The sequence below is a fragment of the Flavobacteriales bacterium genome (genome assembly GCA_016715895.1).
GTDB lineage: Bacteria > Bacteroidota > Bacteroidia > Flavobacteriales_F > PHOS-HE28 > PHOS-HE28.
Window position 1 is genome coordinate 212,937 of sequence record JADJXH010000004.1, and the last position, 12,417, is coordinate 225,353.

Genomic DNA, 12,417 nt, shown 5'->3' on the forward strand with positions numbered 1-12,417 from the left:
GCGGTACCGACGATCCCGGATCCATGAACGACAGCACCGCGCACCGACACACCAACCGCCTGGTCCACGAATCGAGCCCCTACCTGCTGCAGCATGCCCACAACCCGGTGGACTGGTACCCCTGGGGCCAGGAGGCCTTCGATTCCGCGCGCGCTCAGAACAAGCTGGTGCTGATCAGTGTGGGCTACAGCAGCTGCCACTGGTGCCACGTGATGGAGCGCGAGAGCTTCGAGAACGACAGCATCGCCGAACTGATGAACGAGCGCTTCATCTGCATCAAGGTGGACCGCGAGGAGCGGCCGGACGTGGACCAGGTGTACATGGGCGCGGTGCAGCTGATGACCGGGCGTGGGGGCTGGCCGCTCAACTGCTTCGCGCTGCCCGATGGCCGCCCGGTGTACGGAGGCACCTACTTCGCACCGGCGCAATGGAAACAGTTGCTGCAGGACCTGGGCACCACCTGGGCGCAGGAGCCCGACCGGGTGCGCAGCTATGCCGACCGCCTGCAACAGGGCATCGCCGAGCTGGACCTCGTGGTGCTCAATGAGGATCCGGCGCCCTTCTCCCGCAAGGAGCTCGACCGCTTCGTGGACGTGTGGGAAAAGCAGTTCGACAACGAGCACGGCGGGCCGGACCGCGCGCCGAAGTTCCCCATGCCCAACAACTACCTGTTCCTGCTGCAGCAGGCCTGGCTCACGAACGACCCGGCGCTGAAGGCCCACGTGAAGCTCACCCTGGACCGCATGGCGCGCGGCGGTCTCTTCGACCAGGTGGGCGGTGGCTTCGCGCGCTACAGCACCGATGTGCTGTGGAAGGTGCCGCACTTCGAGAAGATGCTGTACGACAACGCACAGCTCGTGAGCCTTTACAGCCAGGCGTGGAAGGCCTATGGCGACCCGGAGCATCGGCGGGTGGTGGAGCGCACGCTCGCGTTCCTCGAGCGCGAGATGCGTTCTCCGGAAGGCGCGTACTTCAGCGCGCTCGACGCCGACAGCGAGGGCGAGGAGGGCCGGTTCTATGTGTGGACCGAAGAGGAGCTGCGCACGGCGCTCGGCACCGACCATGAGCTGGCGATGAAGCTGTACGCCGTGGGCGGGGAAGGGCTGTGGGAACATGGACGCAACATCCTGCTGCGCCCGGTGGACGACAGCACCTTCGCGCAGCGCAACGGCATGGACCCGGCCGCCTTGCGCACCCGCATCGACGCCATCAACACCAAGCTGCTGGAGGCCCGCGCAGGCCGCGAACGGCCCGGCCTGGACGACAAGGCGTTGGTGAGCTGGAACGCGCTCACCGTGCAGGCCTACGCGGATGCGTACGAAGCCCTGGGGACACCGGCCTACCTGGAACAGGCGAAGCGCACCATGGCCCTGCTGCTCGGCCTATGCCGGAGGCCCGACGGCGGCCTGTGGCACAGCTACAAGAACGGCAAGGCCACCATCAACGGCTACCTGGAGGACTACTGCTTCACCATCGAGGCCCTGCTGGCGCTGTACGGCGTCACCTTCGACGAGGCGCACGTGCGCGAAGCGGAGAAGCTCGCTGAATACGCGATCGCCCACTTCCACGACAGCACCAGCGCCATGTTCCACTTCACCAGCGACCTCGACCCGCCGTTGGTGGCCCGCCGCAAGGAGGTGAACGACAACGTGATCCCCGCCTCCAACAGCAGCATGGCCCGGGGGCTCTTCCTGCTGGGCCACCTGCTGGACCGACCGCGCTATCTGGCCCTCAGCGAGCAGATGCTGCAGAACGTGAAGGGGCAGATGGACAGCTATCCCGGGGGCTACAGCAACTGGGCGCTGCTGATGCAGGCGCACGTGTTCCCCTTCCACGAGATCGCCATAACGGGTCCTGATGCACAGGCACTGCGGCTCGGTTTCGGACGGCACTACGTGCCCAACGCGGTGTTCCTCGGCGGCTCGGCCGCATCAACGCTTCCGCTGCTGGAGGGCAAGCTGCTGCCGGGCGCCTCCACCATCTACGTGTGCGAGAACAAGACCTGCCGGATGCCGGTGGGCACCGTGGACGAGGCCCTTCGACAACTGCGATGAGGCTGGTCCTGCTCTCCCTGCTCCTGCTGCCCGAAACAGCGGCGGCACAGATGCTCCGCGTGGTCCCCAGCGACCGCGAGACCGAACACCCACCCTGGGATGCGGCCTTCATGCAACGCAACCGCGTGTCCGCCATCACCGGCGTTCCCTCGGTGAAACCGGAGGGCCAGCCCATGCGCGAGCTGCCCGAACGGCTGCTCCACCGCTTTGATGCGGAGGGTCGCCTGGTATACAGCAACAGCACCCACGGCCGTCCGGGCAGCGGGCTGGACACCACCTCGGTGGCCTGGACGTACGATGCCGTCGGACGATCGGTGGCCCAACTGCGCACGGACCTGGCCGGGCACTACCTGTTGGAGACCGCCCTGGACAGCCTAGGACGGCCGGTAAGCGAGACCTATGTGCGCGTGGCCAACACGGGGCCCGATCGCTACCGGTTCCAACCGGGCGAGCGCACCGTGATCAGCGATGAGCGGTACACCTACCGCACCGAGAGCGACACCGCCTGGGTGCGGGAGTACCGCAACAACCTGGGCCTGCCCTACCGCGAGCAACGCCACGCCTACGATCAATGGGGCTACCTGCGCAGCATCGAGGACCGCTACCCGGTGAGCGGACGGCGCTCGCGCGTGAGCTTCCGCTACGACGAGAAGGGCCGGCTGGCGGAACGCATCGTGCAGCCCGATCTTCGGGAGGCCCGCAGCACCATGGCGACCTACCGGTATGACCCCGCCGGGAACCTCACCACGCGGGAGGTGTACCACGATGACCGCCATGTGCGCCATGAGGAGTACCTGTACGAGGAGCACACGATGTTCCTGAAGGCGCGGCTCACCAAGGACATGACCACCGGCCAGATCCATGTGGTCCGCTATCATACCGAACGACGATGACACGGCACACCGCTTCCCTCCTGTTGGCGCTCCTGTTGATGTCCGGTGCGGGCAGCGTTCGTGCGCAGCAGGCGCTTGTGCGCTGGGCCTACGGCCCCCTGGCCCGTCCGGGTGATGCGGCCTTCGTGGTCGAGGGCGGCGCCATCCACACGGCGAGCGGTCCCTTCGGAACCCGCGGTCCTTGCGTCTACCTCATCGAGGGCGATCGGGTGTTCCGCAGTGCCGACGGCAACTGGTCGCGCGGCGATTGCGCCTACCTGCTGGACGGGAACGGGCTCGTGCATGCTTCGGGGCCGTTGTGCGCGCGGGGCACCTGTGCCCTGGTGGCCGATGGGCCCGCCGTGTTCCGCAGCGATGGCGCCTTCTGCAGCAAGGCGGAGGCGGCCTTCCTCATCGAGGGCAACGCGGTGTTCCTGGCGGACGGGGCCTTCGCGCGCAAGGGCGACGCCGTCCTGGTGATCGAAGGGGAGCTGAGCCCCGCAGCGCTGCTGGTGATCCTGGCCGCCTTGTGACCCGCTCAGGTGCGCGGCTTCGTCACACCCGCCTCCTTGCCGTACAGGGGCACCAGATAGGCCAGGTCGTCCACCGCACCCGTGCGCAACCGCTCCTCCGCAACGCCGAGCAAGGCCCGCGCCCAGGGACGGATCCCCGGCACGTGCACCACGCCCTCCGTGTCGTTCCAAAGCGCTGCCGCCTTGTCGGCACCATCGCCGAAGACCACCGCTGCACCAAGCCCCTGAGCCCATTCCGGATCGAGCACACGGGGCTCCGGTGCGGTCATGGGCCGGCCATCCGCCGTGAAGGCCGCCGTGAACACCTCCATCCTCCGTGCATCGATCATGGGGTGCCGCACGACACCGGGCGCAGGGTCGCTGCCGGTGGCCTGCAGGGCGGCGGTCAGCACCTCCAGCGTGCCCACACCGATGAGCGGACGGCCGAGGGCATGCGCATAGCCCTTGGCGGCACTGAGCCCGATGCGCAGGCCGGTGTAGCTGCCCGGGCCGATGCCCACGGCCACGGCATCCAACGCCGGGAACCCGAAGCCCGCTTCACGCATCACCTCCTCCACCAGCACATGCAGCCGCTCGGCATGGATGAAGCCCTCCCCCTCCTCGTTGCGCTCGGCCAGCACAGCGCCATCGCGCCCCACCGCCACCGAACACAGATGCGTGGAGGTCTCAATGGCGAGCACCAGGCCCATGGCTCAGAGCGTGAGAGGCAGTCCCTGCAGGATGTCGAGCAGCTTCACCGCGAGCACGTAGGTGTACTTGGCCGTGATGCGGTCGGCGGTGACGCGCTGCAGATCGTTGCGGGCGGTGTTCAGTTCCAGGGCATTGGCGGCTCCCTGTTCGAAGCGGGCCTCGGCGAAGCGCAAGTTCTCCTCCGCCGCCTCCACGCTTCGTTGCGCGGCCTGGTACTGCTGGTAGGCGGCGCGTTGGGCCAGGATGGCATCCTGCACATCGCGCCGGCGGCGGTCGCGCACGCTCACGACCTCCAGTTCGGCCCGTTCCTGTTGGATCCGGGCCTGGCTGACGGCCAGTTCGGTACGGCGGTTGTTGAAGATGGGAAGCGAAAGGGTGAGCCCGAGGGATTCGTTGAGGTTGTCGTCCAATTGCTTGCCGAAGGGCCGCACCTGGGTCTCATAGTCCACGTTGGGCACGAAGACGGCCTCATTGCTCTCGGTGAAGCCGATCTGCTCGGGCGGGCCGATGATGGGATCGCCGATGGCCTCGAAGTTCCGACCGGAGTATCCGGTGCCGGCCGAGGCGTTGAACGAGAGCACCGGGTAGCTGCCGGCCCGTGCGATGGCCACGCCGCGCTCGGCGCTCGAGGCGCGCAGCTCGGCCTGGCGGTACAAGGGGTCCTGCGCGAGCACGGCCGCGAGCACGGTCTCCACGTCGGCGGTCGGCTCGGCCACGTTCATGGCGGAGAGCGCGGGACCGGACACGGTGAAGCCGCGCAGCTCCTCGGACGAGAGCTGAAGGGTCTGGGCCAGCTGCAGGAGCGCCTGCTCCCGTCGGTTGCGCAGGTCCACCAGGGTGAATTCCTGCTGGGCCTGCTGGGAGCGGAGGTTGATCAGCTCGGACCGGGCGTTCCGTCCGGCGTCCACCAGCGCCTGCATGCGCTCGGTCTGCTGCGTGGTGCTGGCCAGCTGGGCCTCGGCCGCACGGATGCGCTCCTCGGCGCTGAGCACCTCGATGAACTGGCGGGCCACGGTGGTGCGCACATCGTTCCGCACCGCATCACCAGCCTCCTGGGCGGCCTGCAGGTCAAGCCCTGCGCGGCGACGTTCGTTGTGCAGCCGGAGCCCGTTGAACACGGTGAGGTCGCTGCTCAGGAAGAAGTTGTTGGTGCGCACCCGGTCGGTGGCGAAGGTGTTGGTGAAGCGATCGATCACCCGGCCGTAGTTGTAGCCGTGGGTGGCCCCGCCGTTCAGGTCGGGGAAGAAGCTCCAGAACGACTGTTCCCGTGTGCGGTCGGCGAGCTCGGTATCGAGCAGGGCGCCGCGCAGGGTGAGGTTCCGCTCCTCGGCGCGCGCGACGCATTGCTCAAGGGTCCAGGCGGATTGGGCGTGCGCCATGTGCACGACCAGCAGAAGCAACGGGGCGATGGATCGCATGTCCCCCACCCGGCTGCATCGGAACAGCGGGCGGTACGGACAAAAATACCCGGGTGGGCCGGGCGGGTCGGGACGAACGGATGAACGGTGATGGACCGGGGCGAGCGGTGGGGCTCAGTTGCTCACCACCTTCACCTCCACGCGGCGGTTGGCCTCGCTCTCCTCCTTGGTCTTCGGCTCGGGGAAGAGCATGCGCGAGTTGCCCAGGCCGACATAGGTCACCCGCTCGGGTTCCACATCGTTCACCATCAGGAAGTCGTAGACGGCACGGGCGCGCGCGGCGCTCAGATCGATGAACTCCTTCTTGTTCTTGAAGGTGGGTCCGTTCACGTGGCCCTCCACCTCGATCCGGAGCCGCGGGTTCTCCTGCAGGAAACGCAGCAGCAGCAGCAGGGAGGCCTCCGAGGAGCGGAGCACCTTGTCCTCGTTGCCCACGAAGCGGATGTCCTCCAGCACCACATGCTCGCCCGGAGCGATCGGCGTGAGCTTCAGGTCCACTGTGACGGTGGGCTCCATGCTGCCCTTCACCTTCATCGTGGTGAACATGTAGCCTTCGCGCACGCAGCCGATCTTCAGGTTGCGGTACATGTCCATGTCGAACGTGTACGTGCTCCTGCCCTTGGCCTCCACCACCTTGTCGAACACCATGCCGTCGATGGTGAGGCTCGCGTCCACGGGCCTGCCGCTCTTGGCATCGGTGATGTTGATGACGAGCTGCTGTTTCTGCGTCGTCGTTTCCTCCACCACCGGCTTCGGCGGCGGGTCGTAGTGGAAGTGGATCGTGTAGCCGGCCAGCGGACGGTCCTGATAGTCGACGACCAGATAGAACAGGTCGCCCTCCTTCACCTCGATGGCTCGGCTGTAGCTCGCACCCACACCGGAGCGCACGAAGTCCTCGGTCGCGTCCTTGCTGAGGCCGCAGCGGCTGCCGAGCGCGGGGTCGTTGCGGCTGATGTTCGAGCGCACCGGTTGCACCAGGCGGCTCGGGATCTTGTCGCAGATGCCCGGGATGGCTCCCTCGAAGAGCAGGAAGTCGATGTCGTCCTCGGGGTTGTCCGGGATGATGTCGAAGGTGAGCGTGGTGGTCACCGGGCTCCTGAACTTGTACCAGGTGCTGTGGTGCTCGCGCTCAAGCCACTGCAGGTGGTCCACCGGGTTCTCCCTGATCTCCAGCTTGTTGCCGAAACCGCGCACGGCGTCGGCCTGGTGGAAGATGGAGTCGGCGATGGGGATGGCCCCGGTGCAGTCCCCGTTCTCCTGCGTGAGCCGCGGGTTCTGCTGCGCCTGGACCGCGGTCGCGGCCAGGCTCAAGCCCAGGAGGTACAGGATGCGGATGGTTCGCACGGGACCTGCATACGCAGGGACCCCGACCAAGGTTCAGTAGGCCAGGTTGCTGCCGAGCCACTTCTCCATCCACTCCGTGGGCTGGCCCTTGCGCCGCGCCAGATCCTCCACCTGGTCCCTGGCCACGCGCCCCACGCCGAAGTACTTGGCCTTGGGGTGCGCGAAGTACCAGCCGCTCACCGCGGCCGCAGGGCTCATGGCCAGGCTCTCGGTGAGGGTGATGCCCGTGTGCTTGGTGGCATCGAGCAGGCGGAAGAGCTCAGGCTTCTCGGTGTGGTCCGGGCAGGCAGGGTAGCCCGGCGCCGGGCGGATGCCCTGGTACTCCTCCTTGATCAGCTGCTCGTTGGTGAGGCGGCTGGACTCGTAGCCCCAGAGCTCCTCGCGCACCACCTCGTGCAGCTTCTCGGCGAAGGCCTCGGCGAGGCGGTCGGCCAGGGCCTTCAGCAGGATCGCGCTGTAGTCGTCGTGCGCGGCCTCGAAGCGCTTCACGCGTTCGTCCACGCCGTGGCCCGCGCTTACGGCGAAACCGCCGAGGAAGTCGGGCGTGCCTTGCGGTGCGATGAAGTCCGCGAGGGCGATGTAGGGCACGCCGGGTGCCTTCTTGCTCTGCTGGCGGAGGGTGTGGAAGCGGCCGATGACCTTGGTGCGGGCAGGGTCGCCGTAGATCTCGATGTCCTCATGCGCAACGGTGTTCGCAGGCAGGATGCCTGCGATACCGTGCGCCTGGATCCACTGCTCCTTCACGATGCGTTCCAGCATCTTCTGGGCATCGGCATAGAGCTGCGTGGCCTGCTTGCCCACCACCTCGTCCTCCAGGATGCGCGGGAACTTGCCGGCCAGCTCCCAAGCCATGAAGAAGGGCGTCCAGTCAATGTAGGGCACCAGCTCGGCCAGCGGGTAGTTGCGGTAGGTGAAGATGCCCGTGCTCTTCGGTGCCACGGGGGGCTCGGCCGCAAAGTCGATGGCGAACTTCTTGGCGCGGGCCTCTTCCAGCGGCACATACTCCTTCTCGCGCTGACTGCCTTCGTACTGCGTGCGCACCTTGGCGTACTCCTCCAGCACCTCCGCGGCGAAGCGGTCGCGCTCGTTGTCGCTGAGCAGGTTGCTCACCACGGGCACGCTGCGGCTGGCATCGATCACGTGCACCACGGGCTTGCTATAGTGCGGCGCGATCTTCACGGCGGTATGCACGCGGCTGGTGGTGGCGCCGCCGATCAGCAGCGGGGTGTCGAAGCCCTCGCGCTCCATCTCCTTGGCCACGTGCACCATCTCGTCGAGCGAGGGCGTGATCAGGCCGCTGAGGCCGATGATGTCCACCTTCATCTCGCGGGCGGTCTTGAGGATGGTGGCGCTCTGCACCATCACGCCCAGGTCGATCACCTGCCAGCCGTTGCACGCGAGGATCACGCCCACGATGTTCTTGCCGATGTCGTGCACGTCGCCCTTCACGGTGGCAAGCAGCACCTTCTTCGCATCCGACTTCATGGACCCCATCACCAAGCCCGCCTTCTTCTCCTGCAGGAAGGGCTCGAGGTAGGCCACGGCGCGCTTCATCACCCGGGCGCTCTTCACCACCTGGGGCAGGAACATCTTGCCGCTGCCGAAGAGGTCGCCCACCACGTTCATGCCGGCCATCAGCGGACCTTCGATCACCAGCACGGGGTCCACGTACTGCACGCGGGCCTCCTCCACATCGGTGTCGATGAACTCGGTGACGCCATGCACTAACGCATGCTTTAAGCGTTCCTCCACGCTGCCTTCGCGCCAGGCGGCTTGTGCGGCCACCACCTCGGCTGAAGGCGCGCCCTTGAACTGCTCCGCAAAGGCCACCATGCGTTCGGTGGCATCGGGGCGGCGCGCGAGCAGCACGTCCTCCACGTGCTCCAGCAGGTCCTTGGGGATGTCGTCGTACACACCGATCTGCCCGGCGTTGACGATGCCCATGTCGAGGCCAGCTTTGATCGCGTGGTAGAGGAAGGCCGTGTGGATGGCCTCGCGCACGGGCTCGTTGCCGCGGAAGCTGAAGCTGACGTTGCTGACGCCGCCGCTGGTGAGCGCCCCCGGCAGGTGCTGCTTGATCCACCGCACGGCCTCGATGAAGTCGATGGCGTAGCGGTCGTGCTCGGCCATGCCGGTGGCCACGGTGAGGATGTTGGCGTCGATGATGATGTCGTGCGGCGCGAAGCCGGCCTTCTGCGTGAGCAGGTCGTAGCTGCGCTGCGCGATGGCGATGCGGCGCTCGTAATTGTCGGCCTGGCCCTGCTCGTCGAAGCACATCACCACGGTGGCGGCGCCGAGGCGGTGGATGATCTTCGCCTGCCGCAGGAACTCGGCCTCCCCTTCCTTCAGGCTGATGCTGTTGGCGATGCCCTTGCCCTGCAGGCACTTCAGGCCCGCCTCGATCACGCTGAACTTCGAGGAATCCACCATCACCGGCACACGGGCGATGTCGGGCTCGGCGGCGATGAGGTTGATGAACTTGCGCATGGCTTCCACGCCATCGATCATGCCCTCATCCATGTTCACGTCGATCACCTGCGCGCCGTTCTCCACCTGCTGGCGGGCCACGCTCACGGCCTCATCGTAGTTGCCGTTCTTGATCAGCTTGCGGAAGGCCGCGCTGCCCGTGACGTTGGTGCGCTCGCCGATGTTGACGAAGTTGGAACCCGGGAAGATGCGGAGCGGCTCGAGGCCGGAGTAGGTGGGGATGGACATGTCACCCAGCTGAATAAACCAACTTGCCATTATCCTTAGCCCACGCTTCCGTGAAGCCAACGTGCGAAATGGCATTGGTGCTTCGATCGAGCTTGGCTTCGGTCTCCTTGCAAACGATTTCTGGGGCCAGTTCATATATGACCTTCACTTCCAAAGGCCTCTTCTTGAAGAAGACGGCTAGGTAGATCTTGCGATTGCGTCGTATCCTCTCTAATGATGCCTGCCTCTTGTCCTCCGGCTTATTGAACACCCGGTCCAACTGTCCGGATCCGCCTTCGAGACATGATAGATACTCGTACAGCAAGTCCTTGTCCTTGCGATCACGCGCGTCAGAGTCGTGCTTGGTCACGATTACCTCATGGCCTAGTATCTCGGCGATGATTATCTCCTTCACAAGCCCCGGCTGCAGGACGTTGAGGATGCCTATGCTGGTGGCCAATTCTTGCGCCTGCCTGACCAAAGCCACAATGCTCTTCAGTACCGTCGGACTCATACGAACAATGTGTATTCAGCCTCTTTTGAAATAGAGGCCACCCTCTCATTCGCTATGCGCACATAGTCGCTGTTTTGCTCGAATCCGATGAAGCTCCGCTTCAACCGCTGACAAACAGCCCATGTAGTACCGACACCGCTGAAAGGGTCCAACACTAGATCGCCCTCGTTCGAGCTGGCACGTACCAGTCGGTCGATCAACTTCTCCGGCTTCTGAATCGTATTCAATAGGTCACGGCTAATGAGCTCTTTGCTCTTGTAGGTAAGCTGTTTGATATCCCCCCAGACATCGCCAGGGTTCTTTCCTGCTTCATTAAAGCGTGTCTTTCCATACGTGCCGTTCTGAACACTTGGCACACGTTCACATCGAAGTCGATGCTCAAGCTCCACCAACTGAGGGACCCGGATATCATCAAGGTTGAAGGTCTTCGCCTTGCCTTTACTGAAGTAGCAGATGAGATCGTAGTTGTTGGTGTAATTGGTTCGACCCTGCGCCAAGCGACTAGGTTGATACCAAACGATGCGCGCGTTCAACTTCAAGTAAGGCCTATAGTCGATGAAGTCGATGCAATCCTCCTTGCCGAAGAGGTACATGGCACCACCAGGCTTGAGCACTCGACTGAACAAACGCAACAGGTTAAAATTATACCCTTGGATATCGCCGATCCGATCCCAGTCCTGATCGGTCACACCGTATGGCCCATCGCAAATGATGAGATCGACGCTTTCGTCCGGCACATGTGCAATGAGCTTCAATGCATCTCCTTGGTGAATGGTCTCGTGTTCCATGATGTTGAAGTTCGGGATGGTCCTTAATCTAACTCAGTACGGCGATCATCATTTATCCACAGCGGATCTCCTTACTGCCAACCCAACTATCGTCGCGTCAATCATGCCATTACCGGTGTTGCGCGTGGTGCGTGCCGCTTGGCTTCTGCCGCCAGCGCCGCGATATGCTCCGGCGTCGTTCCGCAACATCCCCCCACCACGTTCACCCAGCCGTTGGCCATGAATTCGCTCACGAGGCGTGCGGTGACGTCGGGGGTTTCGCGGTACTCGCCCATCTGGTCGGGCAGGCCGGCGTTGGGGTAGATGCTCACGCGGCATGGGCTCTGCTCGGCGATCACCTCCAGGTAGGGCCGCATCTGGGCCGCGCCCAGCGCGCAGTTGAGGCCCATGCTGAAGAGCGGCACATGCTGCATGCTGATGAGGAAGGCCTCGATGGTCTGGCCGCTGAGGGTGCGCCCGCTGGCATCGGTGATGGTGACGCTGCACATGAGCGGGACACGTGTGTTGCGTGCTTCAAAGACCTCCTCGATGGCAAAGAAGGCGGCCTTGGCGTTGAGCGTGTCGAAGATGGTCTCCACCAGCAGCAGGTCCACGCCGCCGTCGAGCAGGGCTTCCACCTGTTCCTTGTAGGCCGCCACGAGCTGGTCGAAGGTGACGGCGCGGTAGCCGGGGTCGTTCACATCGGGGCTGAGCGAGGCGGTCTTGTTCATGGGACCGATGGCACCGGCCACGAAGCGCGGCTTGCTCGGGTCCTTCTTGGTGAACGCATCACAGGCCTCCCGGGCCAGGCGCGCGGAGGCGAGGTTAAGCTCGCGCACCAGGTGACCGCATTCGTGCTCGGCCTGCGCGATGCGGGTGGCGCTGAAGGTGTTCGTCTCCACGATGTCGGCACCGGCCTCGAGGTATTGCTCATGGATCTTCTTGATCGCTTCGGGGCGCGAGAGCGAGAGCAGTTCGTTATTGCCTTTCAGCAGGATGGTGTGGTCCTCCATACCGGGCGGATGGAAGTCCTCCTCGGTGAGGCCGAGGCGCTGGATCATGGTGCCCATGGCGCCGTCGAGGACGAGGATGCGTTGTTGGGCGATGCGTTCGAGGTCTGTCATCGGTTCACAAGTGTGCGTGCTTTCCGGTCGCTCCTTCCAAATGCAGGTGAATGGGAGTTGGTGAATGGTGAATGAGACTGAGCGGTTCGGCGATGGGGTCTCCCATTCACCATCGACCATTCGCCATTCACCGCACCCAGAAACCCGCCGTCGTCCTCGTTCTTCGGACTATGGCGGGCAAAGAAAAAAGCCCCACCCGATGGACCGGATGAGGCTGCATGCTCCCGAAGGAGGATCGCTACCTGATCACGGCTCATCTCTCCCACCATGATGGCGGGCTGGATTTAGCACCGATCGTCGGACGTCCGCCTTCGTCCGCTTTCACGGACTTCGGCGGGACGATGGTTGCCAAGGCTTCACAGGGCCAGTCCCTCTGCCTTTCTGGATAAGCGATGGAAAGAACGCGG

General features: G+C 64.7%; 9 protein-coding genes and 1 riboswitch. Of the genes, 3 read left to right on the forward strand and 6 right to left on the reverse strand.

Annotated elements, in window-relative coordinates:
* Nucleotides 1-23: 23 nt before the first annotated feature.
* From IPM49_09535 to IPM49_09545, 3 genes are read left to right on the forward strand one after another with little or no spacing between them, the layout of a single operon-like run.
* Nucleotides 24-2,054, forward strand: a complete 2,031-nt coding sequence (locus IPM49_09535) for a thioredoxin domain-containing protein (GenBank protein ID MBK9274767.1) — start codon at nucleotides 24-26, stop codon at nucleotides 2,052-2,054.
* Nucleotides 2,051-2,947: a hypothetical protein gene (locus IPM49_09540; protein MBK9274768.1), complete on the forward strand. Its 897-nt coding sequence runs from the start codon at nucleotides 2,051-2,053 to the stop codon at nucleotides 2,945-2,947. Before IPM49_09535 ends, IPM49_09540 begins: the two co-directional genes overlap by 4 nt.
* Nucleotides 2,944-3,459 (forward strand): hypothetical protein, encoded by a 516-nt coding sequence (locus tag IPM49_09545; GenBank protein ID MBK9274769.1) that lies wholly within the window; start codon nucleotides 2,944-2,946, stop codon nucleotides 3,457-3,459. Before IPM49_09540 ends, IPM49_09545 begins: the two co-directional genes overlap by 4 nt.
* Nucleotides 3,460-3,464: 5 nt before the next feature.
* Here the strand turns inward: IPM49_09545 and tsaB are convergent, their stop codons facing one another.
* From tsaB to IPM49_09575, 6 genes are all read right to left on the reverse strand, one after another.
* A complete protein-coding gene (tsaB, locus tag IPM49_09550) occupies nucleotides 3,465-4,148 on the reverse strand; it encodes a tRNA (adenosine(37)-N6)-threonylcarbamoyltransferase complex dimerization subunit type 1 TsaB (GenBank protein ID MBK9274770.1) in 684 nt (227 codons plus the stop codon).
* Between the two features lie 3 nt (nucleotides 4,149-4,151).
* Nucleotides 4,152-5,567 carry a TolC family protein gene (locus tag IPM49_09555; GenBank protein MBK9274771.1) on the reverse strand — a complete coding sequence of 472 codons (1,416 nt, stop codon included), beginning with the start codon at nucleotides 5,565-5,567 and terminating at the stop codon, nucleotides 4,152-4,154.
* A 114-nt stretch (nucleotides 5,568-5,681) separates the two neighbouring features.
* Complete coding sequence (locus IPM49_09560) at nucleotides 5,682-6,911, reverse strand: OmpA family protein (GenBank protein MBK9274772.1); 1,230 nt, start codon at nucleotides 6,909-6,911, stop codon at nucleotides 5,682-5,684.
* A gap of 33 nt (nucleotides 6,912-6,944) precedes the next feature.
* The gene (gene metH, locus IPM49_09565) at nucleotides 6,945-9,761 is read right to left on the reverse strand and encodes a methionine synthase (protein MBK9274773.1); all 2,817 of its coding nucleotides are present in this window, start codon (nucleotides 9,759-9,761) and stop codon (nucleotides 6,945-6,947) included.
* 354 nt (nucleotides 9,762-10,115) lie between these two features.
* The gene (locus IPM49_09570; GenBank protein ID MBK9274774.1) at nucleotides 10,116-10,907 is read right to left on the reverse strand and encodes a site-specific DNA-methyltransferase; all 792 of its coding nucleotides are present in this window, start codon (nucleotides 10,905-10,907) and stop codon (nucleotides 10,116-10,118) included.
* A gap of 101 nt (nucleotides 10,908-11,008) precedes the next feature.
* The gene (locus IPM49_09575) at nucleotides 11,009-12,010 is read right to left on the reverse strand and encodes a homocysteine S-methyltransferase family protein (GenBank protein MBK9274775.1); all 1,002 of its coding nucleotides are present in this window, start codon (nucleotides 12,008-12,010) and stop codon (nucleotides 11,009-11,011) included.
* Between the two features lie 250 nt (nucleotides 12,011-12,260).
* Nucleotides 12,261-12,402, reverse strand: a riboswitch (SAM riboswitch).
* Nucleotides 12,403-12,417 lie beyond the last annotated feature (15 nt).